The organism is Mycobacterium sp. E342, assembly GCF_001667665.1.
Taxonomy (GTDB): domain Bacteria; phylum Actinomycetota; class Actinomycetes; order Mycobacteriales; family Mycobacteriaceae; genus Mycobacterium.
The window spans coordinates 1-16,354 of sequence record NZ_LZJM01000190.1 but is presented as its reverse complement, the minus strand read 5'-3'; the positions used below and the strand labels follow the sequence as shown (position 1 = coordinate 16,354).

The window sequence follows — 16,354 nt, the reverse complement described above, 5'->3', positions numbered from 1 at the left end:
CCGCTAGTCGTGACAGCGTTTGAGTGGATGTTCGCTCTCGATGAGTCCCCGGGCGATGTCGATGAGCCTGGTGTTGGACTGTTGCGAGAGCCGGGTGAGCAGTTCGAACGCCTCGATGGCATCGAGGTTGAAGCGCTCCATGATGATTCCCTTGGCCTGACCGATCATGTCCCGCGATGCCAGTGCGCTGCGGAACTGGTCCTGGCGGCGCAGCATCGACCACGCCAGCGCGATGTGCGTGGCGTAAACGGCGCCGAGCTCCAGCGAGTCGTCGGGAAACGCGTGCGGGGCGTCGGCGTAGAAGTTGAGCGCGGCCATGCTGCCACGGTCGACGAACAACTCGTAGGACAGGATGGATCGAATCGGGGTCTGCTCCAGCGCGTGCCGCCGATAGCGCGGCCACCGCTCCTCTTCGCTGAGGTCCTCGACGTGCATCACGTGGTGACGCCAGGCGGCCTCCACACACGGCCCCTCCGCGTATCGGTTCTGGATCTCGTCCAACAGGACCGGGTAACGGTGCGTGGCGGCCACATTGGTGACGGACTTGCTGCGCTCGGCGAGGGTGATCCCGGCGTACTGCGAGCCCGCCACGTGCAGAACGCCGTTGCCGATGAGCTCGTTCAACCCCGCCGCGGTATCGATTTCCCGGCGTTCGAGGTTGGACACCATCTCGGCGAGCTGGGCGACGACCACCGCACTGCCGTTGTGCATAGCATCCCCCTTCGCAGGCCCCCCGGGCGACCGCTCTGGGGGCGTATGTGGGCACGCTTCGTTTCGAGAGCCAAGCCTCGCGTGTTCGATCGTTGGAAATGTGAGTTCGGTGTGTCAACCCACCAAGCGAAGTCTATAAGCCAATTAGCGAAGCGCAAGCTCCAAGCGCCGATCGCCCGAGCTGCGTCCGACGCCACCATTGCATACGCGGAATACGCTGGTAATGAACGTTTTTCGCGACCATCACCCAGTTCGCCCGCCACCGCCGTCGGCCTCGACGTGCCGGTCGCGCGATCCCGCGGGGGCATCAACCGGTGGGCGGTGTCGCTGGCCTACCTGACCGACGCGCTGTTCGCGGCCAGCGAGGGCATCCCGATGCCCAAGACCGGCTCAGCGCCGGTCAGCCTTCGGCCGACTGCTGGGCCTTCGCGTAGGCCAGCTGCAGGAAGTCGGCGCCGGCCAGCACCGTGAAGACGCCCGCGATCAGGCGGGTGAATCGCGGCGCGAACACCAGGCCGATCGCGAAGCCGGTCGCCACCCACATGTCCAGGCAGAATGGACAGGTCAGCAGCTCCCCCAGGCTGTGCCGGAGCGGGCTTTCGTCGCGGACCTCCTCCATGACCTCCGCCGGCCCGCCGGTGCCCGCGTAGCGCGTGAACGGCGCGCGCAACGGGCTGGTCACCGCGTCCTTGGTCAGGGTCCGGGAGAGCTTGTGGGTGCCCAGGGTGATCGTGACCAGGTCCTGGATTCGCCAGCGACTCGGTAGCGTGCGCCCGCTGAGCAGCGCGGCGGCGGTCGCGACGGCCACCACGACGCCGTAGATCGCCAGCACCGCCACGTAGCCGCCCAGCGGCCGGGGCGCCTCGCCGCGATACGCGTCCGCTTCGCGCCGTGCGCCGTCGACCACCTGGGCCTTGGCCTCCGCCACGTCTCCCATTGCATCTCCTTCAACTCAGGGGCACAGCAGGCTGGGTACCCGGTGGCGGTGGGCGCAATCGGCGGACCGCGGGGCCGGTCAGGCGCCCTGATCGCCGGAGGCGGCGCCGGTGAACTTCGTGCCCCTGACGGCCTTGCGCAGCGTCCGGTTGGTGGACCGCAGGTCGGTGTTGGCCGCCGAGAGCGACGCGTTGTGGTCCTCGAGGTCGAGGATGCGGGCGATCCCGGCCAGGTTGACGCCGGCGTCGACGAGCTCACTGATGCGCTTGAGCCGGGCCAGGTCGGCGGCGCTGTAGCGCCGGGTACCGCCGTTGCTGCGCGCCGGCGTGACCAGCCCGTGGCGTTCGTAGAGGCGCAACGACTGCACCGCGATGCCCGAAAGCTCGGCGGCCACCGAGATGCCGTACACGCCGTGATCGGGCGCCGGGGCGCCGGAATCGCCGCGTTGGTCGGTCATCACGCGTCTCCTCGAAGCTGGCTGGCTCGGAAAATTTATTTATCACACTTGCACCATTGTGTCGACAGTGCTATATAAAATCTATGTCATTAGACATAGGTAATTGCCGCACCACAGCCTAGATTGGAGTGAGAGGTGACCACCATGCTGATGCGTAGCGACCCCTTCCGTGACCTCGACCGGTTTACCCAGCAGGCGTTCGGCACGGCCGCCCGGCCGGCGGTGATGCCGATGGACGCCTGGCGCCAGGGCGAGGAGTTCGTCGTCGAGTTCGACCTCCCGGGCATCAAGGTCGACTCACTCGACATCGACATCGAGCGCAACGTGGTGACCGTGCGCGCCGAGCGGCCCGGCCTGGACCCCAACCGCGAGATGCTGGCCACCGAGCGGCCGCGCGGGGTGTTCAGTCGGCAACTGGTCCTCGGTGAGAACCTCGATACCGACAAGATCGAGGCGTCCTACCGCGAAGGCGTTCTGCGACTGCGCATTCCGGTCGCCGAACGGGCCAAGCCGCGCAAGATCACCGTCGAGCACGGCGGCGCGCAGACGGCCATCGACGACAACGCCAAGCAGCACGAGGTCATCAACGCCTGACCGGGGCGGGCGGCGGCCCGGGTCCGTGCCGGGCGCACCGGCCGCCGCCCCACCCCGGCTCGACTGCCCCTAAGGGAGACCAGGTGCGACATGAAGTGGGAACTCGACGGCCAAACGGCTGACGTCGAACGGGCGTTGGCCGGCGGTGCCGCACAACCGGCCGGCTGGTTTCGCTTCTACTTCGCCGACCAGCGCTGGGAGTGGTCGGAGCAGGTCCAACGGATGCACGGGTACGAGCCCGGCACCGTCACCCCCACCACCGAACTGGTGCTCTCGCACAAGCATCCGGACGATCGCGGGCAGGTCGCGGCCACCATCGATCAGATCGTCAACACCCGCCAGGCGTTCAGCACCCGCCATCGCATCATCGACACCGCCGGCAACGTGCGCCAGGTCGTCGTGGTGGGCGACCGATTCTTCGACGACGACGGCGACGTCGTCGGAACGCAGGGCTTCTATATCGACGTCTCACCGGGGGCGGGACAGGCGAACGAGGAGCTTGTCAGCGCCAGGCTGGCCGAGATCAGCGAGAACCGGGCCGGCATCGAACAGGCCAAGGGCATGCTGATGCTGGTCTACGGCATCGGCGAAAGCGCGGCCTTCGAGTTGCTCAAATGGCTTTCGCAGGAAGCGAATATCAAGCTGCGGCCGCTCGCCGAGCAGATCGCCCAAGACTTCCGCGGCGCCGGCCTGCCCCCCAACACCCAAGCGCAGTTCGACCACCTGATGCTCACCGCGCATCAACGCATCGCCCGCGCCGACGGGTCATGACGACTTGCGGTGCCGGCCACGGGCGGCGGCGACGAGATGGCCCATGCCCTTCTCGATGCCGGCGGCGAGGGTATCGATGTCCGGGGCGGTGTCGTAGTCGGCGGTGATGCCGAAGACGAAGGTGTCGGCGTAGCTGAGCATCGCGATGCCGGTGCGCACCTGCAGCGCGATCGGCGGAATCGGCAGCAGCTCCAGCACCCGGCGGCCCATCAGCCGCTGCCGGCCGCGCGGCCCGGGCACGTTGGTCGCCAACGCGACCACCGCCCGCTGGGGCAACCGCGAGAGCAACCGAATCGCCCACGCGGACAACGCAAACGGGGTGCGATTGGCCGCCACCACCACCGCGCTGCCGCCCTCGCTCTGGCCACTCGCCTTGGCGCGGGCAAGTCGGTCGTGCACGAGCTTGAGCTGCTGCAGTGGATCGGGCTCGTCGACCGGCAGCAACGGCAGCATCGCCGAGACGCGGTTGCCCGCGACATGGAAATGGTCGACCGCACGCACCGAGACGGGAACCAGGGTGCGCAGGGAATCCGGGCCGGGCTGCTCCCCGCGCGCCAGCAAGACGGCCCGATAGCTGTGCGTGATCGCGGCCAGCGCAACGTCGTTCAGCGTGACGTCGAATGCCCGGGCGACCTTGTTCATGTCGGCCAAACCGACGCGTGCGGCACTGTACCGCCGCAGCGTGGTGACCGACCCGTGCAGTGACGACTCCGGGGCGGGGTGCAGCAGACCGGCCGCCAGCTCGGCCACCCCGATCGCCGCGTGTTCGGCCGCGGCCACCGCGCCGAACGCGCTTCGACCGAGGCCGCCGACCCAGCTCAAGGGGTTGAGGCTGACCTTCGGCGCGTCAGAAGGCGCGGGCTTTTTCGCGGCGCCGACGTCGGCGGCAAAGGTGTCCCCGTCGCCCTCGTCGCTGAACTTCGCCAACAGCTGGGTCGTCGCGATGCCGTCGGCGATGCAGTGGTGAATCTTGGTCAGCACCGCCCACCGGCCCTTGCTGAGCCCCTCGATGATCCAGCATTCCCACAGCGGGCGCTCCCGATCGAGCCGGTGTTCCATCAGCGTGGCGATCATCTCGAACAGCTCCGCGTCGCCGCCGGGGTGCGGCAGCGCGACCCGGTGCAGGTGGCGCGCGAGGTCGAAGCGGGGGTCGTCCACCCATTCCGGCGGCCGCAGGTCGAGCGGGTGGGTGCGCAGGACCTGCCGGCAGCGCGGGATCGTCTCGACCCGTTTGGCGAACGACGCGGCGAACTCTTTGTACGTCGGGGCCGGTCCCTCCACGATCGACACCCCGCCCACCGCCAGGCTGACGTGGGGATCGGAGTCTTCGACCTCCAGGAAACCGGCGTCCAGGGCGGTCAATTGCTCCATGGTGCTACCTTCCGCGCCGCAATGCCCTGCTGGCAGGGCCGTAAGTCCCCAACTACTGAGGTCAAACGGCGGCTGTGGCGGCGCGCCCCCGGCCATATCGTGAGGGGGTGACGGGAAAGCAATTGAGCAGCGAGGCAGATGCTTTCGCCGCCTCGTCCCGCACCGACCTGACCGCACTGCCCGACCCTCTGCACGGGCGCCACGCACGGGCCCGGTCCGCGAACGCCGCCCGATCGACGTCGATCTGCTGCCGCATCTACGACGCGTATTGATGCCCCCCCGGAGGAAGAACACCATGAGCGATTTCACCTACGTCCGCTTCTTCGAAGAGATCGGCATCTCCGACGTCCCGCTGGTCGGCGGGAAGAATGCCTCGCTGGGCGAGATGTTCCAGAAGCTGACCGGACAGGGCGTACGGGTCCCGCATGGGTTCGCGATCACTGCCGAGGCCTACCGGCACGTGCTGGACAGCGCCGGCGCGTGGGACGCGCTGCACGCCGCGCTCGACGACCTGGACCCCGACGACGTCACCGCGCTGGCACGCAGGGGCAAGCGGGCCCGCGAAATCGTCTACGGCGCAGGGCTTCCCCCGGAGCTCGCCGCCGAGATCACGGCGGCCTACCGTCAGCTTCAGGAGGAATACGGCGAAGACGTCAGCCTGGCCGTGCGCAGCTCGGCGACCGCCGAGGACCTGCCGACAGCCAGCTTCGCCGGCCAGCAGGAGACCTTCCTCAACATCAAGGGCACCGAAAGCCTGCTGGACGCCTGCCGCCGGTGTTTCGCCAGCCTGTTCACCGACCGGGCCATCCACTACCGGATCGACCAGGACTTCGACCACTTCAAGGTGGCGCTGTCGATCGGCGTCATGAAGATGGTGCGCTCCGACCTCGCCTCGTCGGGCGTGATGTTCACCCTGGACACCGAATCCGGCTTCCACGACGTCGTATTCATCACCGGCGCCTACGGGCTCGGCGAGAACGTGGTCCAGGGCGCCGTCGACCCCGACGAGTTCTACGTCCACAAGCCGACGTATCAGGCCGGCCACCGGGCGGTGCTGCGCCGGCTGATCGGGGACAAGGCGGTCAAGATGATCTTCGTCGAGGGCGAGACGAAGAACACCACCCGCAACATCCCCACGCCGAGGGCCGACCGGGCCCGGTTCTGCGTCACCGACGACGACGTCCTCGAGCTCGCCGGCTACGCCCTCGCCATCGAGGGCCACTACGGGCGGCCGATGGACATCGAATGGGCCAAGGACGGTCTCGACGGGCGGCTCTACATCGTCCAGGCGCGCCCCGAGACCGCGGCTTCCCAGCGCAGCCAGACGGTGATCGAAAGCTACGTGCTCGAGGGCAAGGGTGCCGAACGCAAGGAGGTACTGGCCGAGGGCCGCTCGGTCGGCGAGAAGGTCGCCACGGGCATCGCCAGGCGGATGGACAACCTCGGAAAGCTGTCGGAGTTCCAGCCCGGCGACGTGCTGGTCGCCGACGTCACCACGCCCGACTGGGAACCCATCATGAAGATCGCCGCGGCCATCGTCACCAACCGCGGCGGGCGCACCTGCCACGCGGCGATCATCGCCCGCGAGCTCGGCATCCCCGCCGTCGTCGGCGCGGGTGACGCCACCACGCGCGTTCCCGACGGCGAGGTGGTCACGGTGTCGTGCGTGGAGGGCGACACCGGCCGGGTTTACCGCGGCGAGTTGAACTTTCGCGTCGATCGCACCGAGGTGTCCGACCAGGAGCGCCCGCACACCGAGATCATGCTCAACCTCGGCAACCCGGATCTGGCGTTCAAGACGTCGTTTCTGCCGAACGACGGCGTGGGGCTGGCCCGGATGGAGTTCATCATCAACGAGTACATCCGGGTGCACCCGCTGGCGCTGCTCCACCCCGACCGGGTGAACGATCCCGAGGCCCGGCGGACCATCGAAACGCTGACGTACGCCTATTCCGACGGCGCCGAATTCTTCGTGGAGCGCCTGTCGGAAGGGATCGGCACCATCGCCGCCGCCTTCTGGCCCAAGCCCGTCGTCGTGCGGATGTCGGACTTCAAGACCAACGAGTACGCCAGCCTGGTCGGCGGTAGCGACTTCGAGGCCACCGAGAGCAACCCGATGATCGGCTTCCGTGGCGCGTCGCGCTATGCGCACCCTGCCTACGCCGAGGGATTCGCGCTGGAGTGCCGGGCGATGAAGCGGGTGCGCGAACAGATGGGGCTGACCAACGTCGTGCTGATGTTGCCGTTCGTGCGCCGGGTGGCCGAGGCGGACCTCGTCCTGGCGGAGATGGCCAAGCACGGTCTGCGCCGAGGTGAGAACGGGCTCAAGGTGTACGCGATGTGCGAGATCCCCAACAACGTCATCCTCATCGACGAGTTCGCCAAGCGCTTCGACGGGTTCTCCATCGGGTCCAACGACCTCACCCAGCTGACCCTCGGCGTCGATCGAGACAGCGAGATCGTGGCCTTCGACTACGACGAACGCGACGAGGGCGTCAAGGAGCTGATCCGCCTGGCCGTGGAGGGCTGCCGCCGCAACGGGATTCACTCCGGGTTGTGCGGTCAGGCGCCGTCGGACTACCCCGACATGGCCGAGTTCCTGGTTCGCTGCGGCATCGACTCGATCAGCCTGAACCCCGACGTGGTGGTCAAGACCACCCGGCAGATCCTGGACCTCGAGCGTGCGGTGCAACTGCAGTGATCGAGGGTGACTGAGCGCAATTTCGCTTGACGTGGTTGTGGGCTATCGCCCCGTGACCCGGGGTGGCTGGCGATAGAGGGCGGCGCCGGCGACGACGTCGGCCCCGGCCGCGACGAACAGGACCCGCGCGCCAGCCGGCAACCGCTCGGCCCGCTGCCCGAACGCGGCGACCAGGGCGGCGGTATGCATGCGTTCGTCGTCGGCGACGCTGATCGCCTCGACCGGCACGCCCAGCCGGGCGCCCAGCGCCGTGCGGTATCCGGGCCGGGCGGGGGCGGCGACGATCGCGTCGAGGTCGGACAACCGCACCGACTGCTCGGCAAGGCACGCCGACACCGCCCGCCCGGCCGCCGCGGCGAACCGCTCGTCCATCGCCGCCGACTCGGAAAAGCGCAGAACGTTGCGAGAATCGGCGAAACCAACTGTGGCGCTGAAGGTTTCGTCGCCGACTTCGCTCGGGTCGTTCACCCAGGAGACGCGGCTGAGGCCGTAGTCGTCGTCGGACCAGCCACACAGCATCGCCGCGCCGGCGGCAGAGAACCCGAAGTGCTCGCTCATCCCGTGCCCGGGATCGGCGTCGCTGGCGACCACCAGCGCGCGCCGGATGGCGCGGCTGCGCATGAACCCGTCGACGATCTGCAGCGCCGTCAGCAGCCCGCACGTGCCGTTGGCGATGTCGAAGGAGAAGGTGCCGTGGGCTCCGGCGTGCGGGTCCTCGGGGTTGGCGCCGATGTCGTCCTGGATCAGCGCGGCGAGCGCCGGCTCACCGAGGTTGCGGTCGCGGTAAATGCCGGCGTTGACGACGAGGTCGAGGTCTTTAGCCTCGCATCCGGCCCGCTTCAGGCAGTCCTTGGCGGCGACGACGGCCAGGTGCAACGCGCTGTGGCGTCCCCGCAGCCGCGGATGCGAGACGTCGATCCGATCAATCACCGTGCCCATAGCGGCTCACCACATCCTCGTCCAGGGTCATCAAGACCACACCGATCTCCAACCCGGAGGCCAACGCCAGCAACGCGATTCGCTCACCGGGTCTGATCCGCCCGGCCTCGAGTTCCTCGACGAGCGCCACCGTGTGGGTCGTGGAGGCGGTGTTTCCGTAGCGGTCGACGGTGATCACCGCGTCGTGGCGCGGGCTGTCGCCGAACACCTCCGACATCCGGGCCATTCCCTTGCGGATGGCGCGCGCGGACGTCTGGTGGGTGATGACGTGGTCGATGTCGTGGATCGAAAGACCGACGGTGTCAAGCACTTCGCTCAACAGCAGCGGGGTGTTCGCGATCGCGGCCTTCTGGATGGCGCGGGAGTTGGTGAACATCCGCGCGCCCGGGTCGTCCCCCTGCGGATACGCCAGGCAGAGCCGGCTGTAGTCGGCGACGGTGGTGAAGCCCGCCAGGGCGATGCCGGCCGAACCGGCCGGCGCCCGCTCGAGCAGCAGCGCCGCGCCGGCATCGCCCAGGGTCAGGCAGGCCAGCTCCTTGCTCATGATGTTGCGAATGTGCCGGGCGGCGTTGTTGCTGAGCTGCGAGATGTACTCGCCGCTGACGACGAGCCCGCGCTCGACGACACCCTGACGGATCCAGTTGTTCAAAATCGTTACGCCCGTGAGCATTCCGGCGCACGCGTTGGACACGTCGAACGTCATCGCGTTCACCGCCCCGATCCCGCGCGCCACGGCGCTGCTCATGGTGGGCTCGAGCCACTGGGTCAGCCCGTCGCGGAACTTGGTGATGCTGCAGCTGATCACCACGTCCAGCGCCGCCGGATCCTGCTGCGCGGTGGCCAGGCAGTTCAGCGCCGCCGAGCTGGCCAGGGTGTAGGAATCCTCGTCGCCCACCGACACCCGCCGTTCGCGGATCCCGGTCAGCCGTTCCAGGTCGATGTGGGTGCGGTGGCGGGTGGACGCCATGAGCTCGTCGGTCGTCAGGTGGGTTCCGGGCAGATGCCGGCCCGCGGCCGCGACCCGCGCCACGAAGGGGGCCTCACCGCCCTTCCCCGTTGTTTCCATCACCAGCCAGTGCCGAGTCATCGATGGCACCTCCTTGGCTTCGTCCTTGCCGTAGTCCTGGGCATGTCCGGTCACCCACGCATCTGGAGGACTTCGGTCACCGGACGCCGGGAGGTGGGTTTCTCGTGCGGGTCCTTGGCCGGTGACCGGCCGACCCGGATCAGCAGCTGCGGCTGGCCGGAGCCACCGGTGATCTGCCTGATGATGTCGCGGCTCAGCGACATCTCCGTCATGTGGGTCAGCGTGCAGGTGGCCATGCCGGCCAACGTGCATTCGAGCAGCACCGCCGACAGCGCCTCACCGCAGCGCAGCACTTCGGCCGGCGCATCGTCGTGATGGGTGGACAGGACCACGATCTTGGAGTGGTCCGCCTCGATCGCGGCGCGGCGGCGGCCCCCGCCCGCCGGCGGGAACACGCGGGCGATGTCGACGCGTGCGGCCTCGGAACTGGACAGCAGGGCGCTTTCGGGCACGTGGTCGGCGTTCGCTTCGAAGGGCGACGTCCACCAACGCAATTCGGTCAGGTAGGACGTATCGCTTCGGCGCAACTGCTCGGTGAGCCGCGACGCCTCAGCCAGCCTCGGCCGCTCGTCGTCGTCGACCACGTCCAGCGACACGTCGTACGGGGTCACCGCGCGGCTCAGAACCGAATGCAGCGTGGGCCAGGCGGTCGGTGCGCCCAGGGGCAGCCGGTCGGTGCGGCGGCGAAGGATCGCGTCGGCCCGCTGCCGGCATTGCGCCGTCACGTTCTCCGCGGGCAGAAAGCCCACACTCGCGAGGTGATCCGGTCTGCCCGCGGTGGGAAAACGTTCGGTGACGCTTTCCCAGCCCGCGGCGGCCATGGCGACCCGCAGGTGGTCGAGGACGGCGCCGCAGCTCAGGATCAGCTCCCGGCCGGTGTGGTCCGTGGCGTGCATCGCGTGGCGCGGGTCGGCCCACAGGTGCAGCCTCGTGCCGTCGGCCACCCACTGCCAGGGCTGGCTGTTGTGCAGCGAAGGCGCGCGGCACGCGAGCGCCACCGCGTCCCGGATGACCTGCTCGGTCGGCACTTTCGCGTCCATCTCCACCATTTCGTCGACTTCGGTAAGGCAAACTGTATGCCCGTGTGGCGGGTGCGGGCAGGGCCGTTGGTCCCCGGCGGCCGGGACGTTGGCACCTCCTGAGGGCTGTTACGTCGCGCACACCCAGAGGTCGTGCGCCTCGCGAGCGACGAGGTCCGGGTGCCGCGACGTGTCGATCCGGTGCGCGCCGTCCCAGTCGGAGTGCCCGGCGGCCAGGGCGGCGGCGATCTCCGGGGTCACCTCCGAATTGCCCGCGGGCCTGGTCCTGATCCGGTCGGCCGCCACGTCGGCGGTCGCCGAGCACACGAATTCGACCAGCGCCGAATGCGTCTCGGTGGCCAGCCGGTGAGCCGCCTCCCGCGTCCGCGGGGCGCGCCAGGTGCCATCGAGGATCACCGAGTGCCCCTCGCCCAGCAACTGCCGCGCGCGGCGGAGGGTGGTCTCGTAGACCACCGCGACCTGGTCGGGACTATAGAGCCCGGCGTTCAGCACGCCGGGCTCACCGGCGATGGCGCCCGAGTCCCGAAGCTCCCGGCGCACGTCGTCGGTGGAAATAAGCTGCGCCCCAAACGATTCGGCCAGGCCGCGGGCCACGGTGGACTTTCCGGTGCCCGGGTTGCCGCCGACGAGCGCAAGCCGAACGGTGCCGCTCTGCAGGTGCCGGGTGGCGATGGCCAGGTGGTGGGCGGCGTCGTCGGACGCGCCCGGGCTGCCCTGCCAAACCCGGACGCAGTCCACCTTCGCGCGCACCACGGCCCGGTAGGCGATGTAGAAGTCGGACAGCGCCGGCGGCGTCGCCCGGCCCGCATGCGCGGCGTAGCGTTGCAGGAAGTAGTCGGCGAAGTCCTTGCGGCCCAGGAACTCCAGGTCCATCGCGAGGAAGGCGGCGTCGTCGATGCAATCCACGTAACGCAGTTCGTCGTCGAACTCCAGGCAGTCCAGCAGCGCCGGTTTTCCGTCGACCCAGAAGATGTCGTCGGCGAGCAGGTCGCCGTGCCCGTCGACGATGCACCCCTCGCGGATGCGCCGCGCGAACAGCGGCGCGCGCCCGGCGACGAACTGGGCCAGCAGGCGCTGCACGCGAGCTACCTCATTTTCAGCTATACCCGAAATCGGTTGGTTCGCATACCGTTCCAGTTCGGACAGGTTCTCCCGCCAGCGCCCCTCGATCGCGGCGGCCTCGCCCTGGGCGTCGATCCGCTCGCCGCGCTCGGCGCGTTCGTGGAAGCGGGCCAACACGGCCGCGACCGCGTCCAGCACGCGGTGCACGGACTCTCCGGTGTCGTGGGCCACCAGGTACGCGAGGCGGTCCTCGTCGCGGTAGCGCCGCATGACCACCACCGGCTCGGCCGGCCCGCCGAGCGGGTCGATGAGGTGGGCGACGCCGAGGTAGCTCTCGGGCGAGAGCCGGCTGTTGAGTTCGACCTCCCGGCGGCAGGCGTGCTCGCGCTGCTGCGGCGCGCGGAAGTCGAGAAAGTCGGTCAGCACCGGCTTCTTGGCCTTGTATGCGCGGTCGCCGGCGAGAATGACGACGCCCGTGTGGGTTTCGTGCAGATCCAGATACGGCACGGCGGCGGCGCGACCCTAGGACGGCCGCGCGACGATCACCGGCATCCGGACCGAGTGGACGACGGCGTTGCTGACCGAGCCCAGCAACATGCCGGACAGGCCACCGCGGCCGTGACTGCCCACGACGACGAGTTGGGCCGATTCCGATTGCTCGATGAGCTGGCGGGCCGGGCGGTCGGCGACGACGACCCGTTGCACGGTGACGTCGGGATAGCGTTCCTGCCAGCCGGCCAATTGCTCGGCCAGGCTCCGTTCGGCTTCGCCCCGCACCGCCGACCAATCCACCCCGGGCAGTTCGAAGACGTCGACGTCGCTCCATGCGTGCAGCGCCGTCAGCTGGACACCGCGACGCGACGCTTCGTCGAACGCGACGCCCACCGCGGCCTCCGAGGCGGGTGAGCCGTCGACGCCCACGAGCACCGGGGCCTGCTGCGGATGCTCCATGAGCGGGTCTTCGTCGCGGATCACCGCGACCGGGCAGCGCGCGCTGCGCACCACGCTGCCGCTCACCGAGCCCAACAACAGCCTGCCCAGCGCCCCGCGGCCGTTGCTGCCCACGACGACCATCTCGGCCTCTTTGGACATCTCGACCAGGGTGGGCACCGGGGGCGCGCACCTGAGCTCGCTGCGGACGTCGACCTTGCGGTCGGTGGTGACGGCCTCCTCGGCGATCTTGACGGCCTGCTCAAGGACCTCGCGGCCTTGCTCCTCCTGCCACACCGCCACCCCGGTCGACAAGGGCAGGGCCGGATACATCGGCACGGTGGCGTTCACCATGTGGACCACGGTCAGCGGGACGTGCCGCAGGGCGGCGTCCCGGGCCGCCCAACAGACGGCGGCGTTGGAGGCCGGCGATCCGTCGATTCCGACGACGATGCCATGGCGGTTTGCGAGTGCGGACATGATCTTCTCCCTCTCCTCGCCCAAAACGCTATGGCGCGAACCATCGTCGGGCATGAGGCTTTAGTCACCAACCGCATGGCCATGAGGCCCCGCTGCGTCGACGGCCCTTGACCGCCGCACGCGCTATGGCATCCTCACCAGCGTGAGCGAACGGCCAGTCACTGTCGACAAGCGCTACCACGACGCGGTGATCCTGGGGCTCGACTGTGTTGTCGCACAGATTGCACCGGACGCGGCCGAGGCCCGCGATTCGACGGCCGGATTCCTGCAGCGGCTGCGCGACACCGGCGTCGCCACCGCCGTCTACTCGTCCACCCGCGACTGCGCGGCCCTGTTGCGCGCCGCGGGAATCGAGGAACTCGTCGGCGTCGCCGTCGGCGCGCTCGATACCGCCGAGCAAGCCGACGCGGCGCTGAGCATGACCGTGACGCGCCTGGGCGTGCGCCCGGTGCGCTGTGTCCTGATCGACTGCGACGAGGCGGGCGTGGCGGCCGCCCGGGACGCGGGCTTCGGCTTGGTCATCGGCCTGGAGCGCAACGGGGGAGGCGACGGACTGCTGTCGTGCGGGGCGGACACCGTCTCCGCCGACCTGGCGGAGATCTCGCTGCGACGCGGGGGCTCCCCCTTGTCGACCATCGCCGACGCGATGGGCGTCTACAGCCAGATCAAAGAACTGGTGGCCAGCCGGCGGCCGGCCGTTTTCCTGCACTTCGACGGCACGCTGGCGGAGATCGCCGCCCACCCGGAGTCTGTCGCGCTGGTCGAGGGCGCTCGCGAAGCGCTGCGTGCGCTGGCCACGCAGTGCCCTGTTGCGGTGATCAGCGGCCGCGATCTGGGCGACCTTCGCGAACGCGTGCAGGTCGACGGGATCTGGTACGCGGGCAGTCACGGCTTCGAGCTGGTCGCACCCGACGGCACCCACCACGAGAACGCCGCCGCCGGCGAGGCCGCGGGCGCCCTGGAGCGCGCGGCCGACCGGCTGGCACAGCTGCTCAGCGACGTCTCCGGGATCTACGTGGAGCGCAAGCGGTTTGCCGTCGCCATTCATTACCGCAACGTCGACCCGCGGGAGGTCGACCGCGTGATCGCCACGGCACGAAAATGCGGGCGATCCGAATGCCTGCGGATCGCCATGGGCCGCAAGGTCATAGAGCTTCGGCCCGTCCTGGACTCGGACAAGGGCAGAACCCTGCGCGGAATCCTCGAACAGATCCAGGACGCCGGCTCCGGCACCATGCTGCCGATCTACGTCGGCGACGACATCAGCGACGAGGACGCCTTCGACGCGGTGCAGTTCGACGGGGTCGGAATCGCGTTGCGGCACAACGAGGACGGGGACCGCACATCTGCCGCGCTGTTCAGCCTCGCCGACCCGCCCGCAGTGTGCGACTTCGTCCGCCGGCTGGCCGACGATCTGCACGATGCGGCCGCCGCGCCGCACGATCCGTGGGAAATCGTCTACGAGGGCTATGACCCCGCATACGAGCGGCTGCGCGAAACGCTGTGCACCGTCGGCAATGGCTACGTCGCCACCCGCGGCTGCGCACCGGAGGCAACCGCCACCGAGGCGCACTACCCGGGAACCTATGCGGCCGGGGTCTACAACACGTTGACCGACCGGATCGCCGGCCGGACCGTCGAGAACGAGAGCCTGGTCAACCTGCCCAACTGGTTGTCGCTGACGTTCCGGATCAACGGCGGTCCGTGGTTTCACATCGACGACACCAAGGTGTTGTCCTACCGGCAGACGTTCGACCTGCGGCACGCGACGCTGACCCGCGCGCTGCGATTCACCGACGCCGCGGGGCAGATCACGAGGATGACCCAAGAACGGTTCGCCTCGATGGACCAGCCGCACGTGCTCGCCATGCGGACCATCATCGCGGCCGAGAACTGGTCGGGCACAGTGGAATTCCGGTCACTGCTGGACGGCGGCGTGCGCAACACCATGGTGGAGCGCTACCGCTCGCTGTCGAGCACACACCTCGCATCGCCGGTGATCGACGAATCCGCGGAGGACGCGGTCATATTGCGCACCGAAACGACGCAGTCCCGCATCGCCATCGCGGTGGCCGCGCGCAGCACCGTGTGGTGCGGCAACGCACGCGCCGACGCGCACTACACACTCGTGCGGGAAGCCGGCCGCGGTGGTCACGACATCCAGGTGACACTCGCCGCGGGGCAATCTGTCACCTGCGAGAAGATCGCGACCATCTTCACCGGCCGGGACGGCGCGATCTCGGAACCGGCGAGCACCGCCCAGCTGCACCTCGACGCCGCGGACCGCTACGCCGAGCTGCACCGTCAGCACGCCCGCGCCTGGGACCGGCTGTGGGAACAATGCGCCATCGGCCTGACCGACGGTCCCGACGCGCTGCGCATCCTCCGGCTGCACCTGGTGCACCTGCTGCAGACGCTGTCGCCGCACACCGCCGAGCTCGACGCCGGGGTGCCCGCGCGGGGCCTGCACGGCGAGGCATACCGCGGGCATGTCTTCTGGGACTCGCTTTTCGTCTCCCCGGTGCTGAGCGTCCGCATGCCCAACGTGGCGCGCTCCCTGCTGCTCTACCGCTACCGGCGGCTGCCCGAGGCCCGCCGGGCGGCGCGCAGGGCCGGCTACCGGGGCGCGATGTATCCGTGGCAGTCCGGCAGCGACGGGCGCGAGGTGAGCCAGGAGCTGCACCTCAATCCGCAGTCCGGCCGGTGGAACCCGGACGCCAGCGCCCGCGCCCACCATGTGGGCCTGGCCATCGCCTACAACACGTGGCAGCACTACCAGGTGACCGGTGACCGGCAATTCCTGGTCGACTACGGCGCGGAGATGCTGGTCGAGATCGCCCGGTTCTGGGTGGGGCTCGCCGGGTTCGACGAGAACCGCGGCCGCTACACGATCAACGGCATCATCGGCCCCGACGAGTTCCATTCGGGCTACCCGGGCAAGGAGTACGACGGGATCGACAACAACGCCTACACCAACGTCATGGCGGTCTGGACGATCCTGCGGGCGATGGACGCCCTGGACCTGCTTCCGCTGCGCGACCGCCTCGACCTGGTCGGCAAGGTCGACCTCAAGAGCGACGAGCTGGGCCGCTGGGAGCACGTGACGCCGCCGATAGCCCTCCCAGTCCAGCTCGGCCAATTGGGAATAGCCTTCGAACTGGCTGATGACGTTGTCGTGGAAGGGGACGTACATCCGGCGCGTCACGTGCTCCCAGCGGCCCAGCTCGTCGCTCTTGAGGTCGACCTTGCCGACCAGGTCGAGGCGGTCGCGCAGC

The 16,354-nt window shown here is 69.1% G+C and carries 13 protein-coding genes and 2 pseudogenes; 5 read left to right on the top strand and 10 right to left on the bottom strand.

Annotated features, from left to right (window positions below; genetic code table 11):
* Positions 1 to 3: 3 nt before the first annotated feature.
* The 3 genes from A5692_RS13725 to A5692_RS13715 all read right to left on the bottom strand — a co-directional run bounded on the left by A5692_RS13725 (position 4) and on the right by A5692_RS13715 (position 2,104).
* A complete protein-coding gene (locus tag A5692_RS13725) occupies positions 4 to 711 on the bottom strand; it encodes a GAF and ANTAR domain-containing protein (protein WP_068056832.1) in 708 nt (235 codons plus the stop codon).
* Between the two features lie 400 nt (positions 712 to 1,111).
* Positions 1,112 to 1,648: a DUF1360 domain-containing protein gene (locus A5692_RS13720; RefSeq protein ID WP_068056830.1), complete on the bottom strand. Its 537-nt coding sequence runs from the start codon at positions 1,646 to 1,648 to the stop codon at positions 1,112 to 1,114.
* Between the two features lie 78 nt (positions 1,649 to 1,726).
* Positions 1,727 to 2,104, bottom strand: coding sequence for a helix-turn-helix transcriptional regulator (locus A5692_RS13715; protein WP_068056828.1), 378 nt, complete (start codon positions 2,102 to 2,104; stop codon positions 1,727 to 1,729).
* Between the two features lie 144 nt (positions 2,105 to 2,248).
* On the opposite strand from A5692_RS13715, the gene A5692_RS13710 reads away from it, so the two are divergent.
* Entirely contained in the window at positions 2,249 to 2,698 is a 450-nt protein-coding gene (locus tag A5692_RS13710; RefSeq protein WP_068056866.1) for an Hsp20/alpha crystallin family protein, read from the top strand.
* 90 nt (positions 2,699 to 2,788) lie between these two features.
* Entirely contained in the window at positions 2,789 to 3,469 is a 681-nt protein-coding gene (locus A5692_RS13705) for a PAS and ANTAR domain-containing protein (RefSeq protein WP_068056824.1), read from the top strand.
* On the opposite strand, the gene A5692_RS13700 is transcribed toward A5692_RS13705, so the two are convergent.
* Positions 3,464 to 4,840: a wax ester/triacylglycerol synthase family O-acyltransferase gene (locus tag A5692_RS13700; protein WP_068056822.1), complete on the bottom strand. Its 1,377-nt coding sequence runs from the start codon at positions 4,838 to 4,840 to the stop codon at positions 3,464 to 3,466. The two genes, A5692_RS13705 and A5692_RS13700, sit on opposite strands and share 6 nt — an antisense overlap.
* Before the next feature lie 107 nt (positions 4,841 to 4,947).
* Here A5692_RS13700 and A5692_RS29080 point away from each other — a divergent pair, with 107 nt between their 5' ends.
* Together A5692_RS29080 and ppsA are read left to right on the top strand one after the other, a co-directional pair.
* Complete coding sequence (locus A5692_RS29080) at positions 4,948 to 5,112, top strand: hypothetical protein (RefSeq protein WP_156766076.1); 165 nt, start codon at positions 4,948 to 4,950, stop codon at positions 5,110 to 5,112.
* Positions 5,113 to 5,135: 23 nt separating this feature from the next.
* Positions 5,136 to 7,541, top strand: coding sequence for a phosphoenolpyruvate synthase (ppsA, locus tag A5692_RS13695; RefSeq protein ID WP_068056820.1), 2,406 nt, complete (start codon positions 5,136 to 5,138; stop codon positions 7,539 to 7,541).
* Positions 7,542 to 7,583: 42 nt separating this feature from the next.
* Here ppsA and A5692_RS13690 read toward each other — a convergent pair whose 3' ends face one another.
* From A5692_RS13690 to A5692_RS13670, 5 genes are all read right to left on the bottom strand, one after another.
* Complete coding sequence (locus A5692_RS13690) at positions 7,584 to 8,480, bottom strand: 3-oxoacyl-ACP synthase (RefSeq protein WP_068056816.1); 897 nt, start codon at positions 8,478 to 8,480, stop codon at positions 7,584 to 7,586.
* Complete coding sequence (locus tag A5692_RS13685; RefSeq protein ID WP_068056865.1) at positions 8,464 to 9,567, bottom strand: 3-oxoacyl-ACP synthase III family protein; 1,104 nt, start codon at positions 9,565 to 9,567, stop codon at positions 8,464 to 8,466. Before A5692_RS13685 ends, A5692_RS13690 begins: the two co-directional genes overlap by 17 nt.
* Before the next feature lie 50 nt (positions 9,568 to 9,617).
* On the bottom strand, positions 9,618 to 10,616 hold the full coding sequence (locus A5692_RS13680; RefSeq protein WP_082962683.1) for an NAD(P)H nitroreductase: 999 nt from the start codon (positions 10,614 to 10,616) through the stop codon (positions 9,618 to 9,620).
* A 99-nt stretch (positions 10,617 to 10,715) separates the two neighbouring features.
* Positions 10,716 to 12,176, bottom strand: coding sequence for a bifunctional aminoglycoside phosphotransferase/ATP-binding protein (locus A5692_RS13675; RefSeq protein ID WP_156766075.1), 1,461 nt, complete (start codon positions 12,174 to 12,176; stop codon positions 10,716 to 10,718).
* A gap of 15 nt (positions 12,177 to 12,191) precedes the next feature.
* Positions 12,192 to 13,079 carry a universal stress protein gene (locus A5692_RS13670; RefSeq protein ID WP_068056862.1) on the bottom strand — a complete coding sequence of 296 codons (888 nt, stop codon included), beginning with the start codon at positions 13,077 to 13,079 and terminating at the stop codon, positions 12,192 to 12,194.
* Positions 13,080 to 13,497: 418 nt separating this feature from the next.
* Here A5692_RS13670 and otsB point away from each other — a divergent pair.
* Positions 13,498 to 16,146: pseudogene (gene otsB / locus A5692_RS13665) on the top strand (trehalose-phosphatase); the annotation flags it as partial.
* A 6-nt stretch (positions 16,147 to 16,152) separates the two neighbouring features.
* Here otsB and A5692_RS30410 read toward each other — a convergent pair.
* A pseudogene (locus A5692_RS30410) lies at positions 16,153 to 16,354 on the bottom strand (hypothetical protein); the annotation flags it as partial.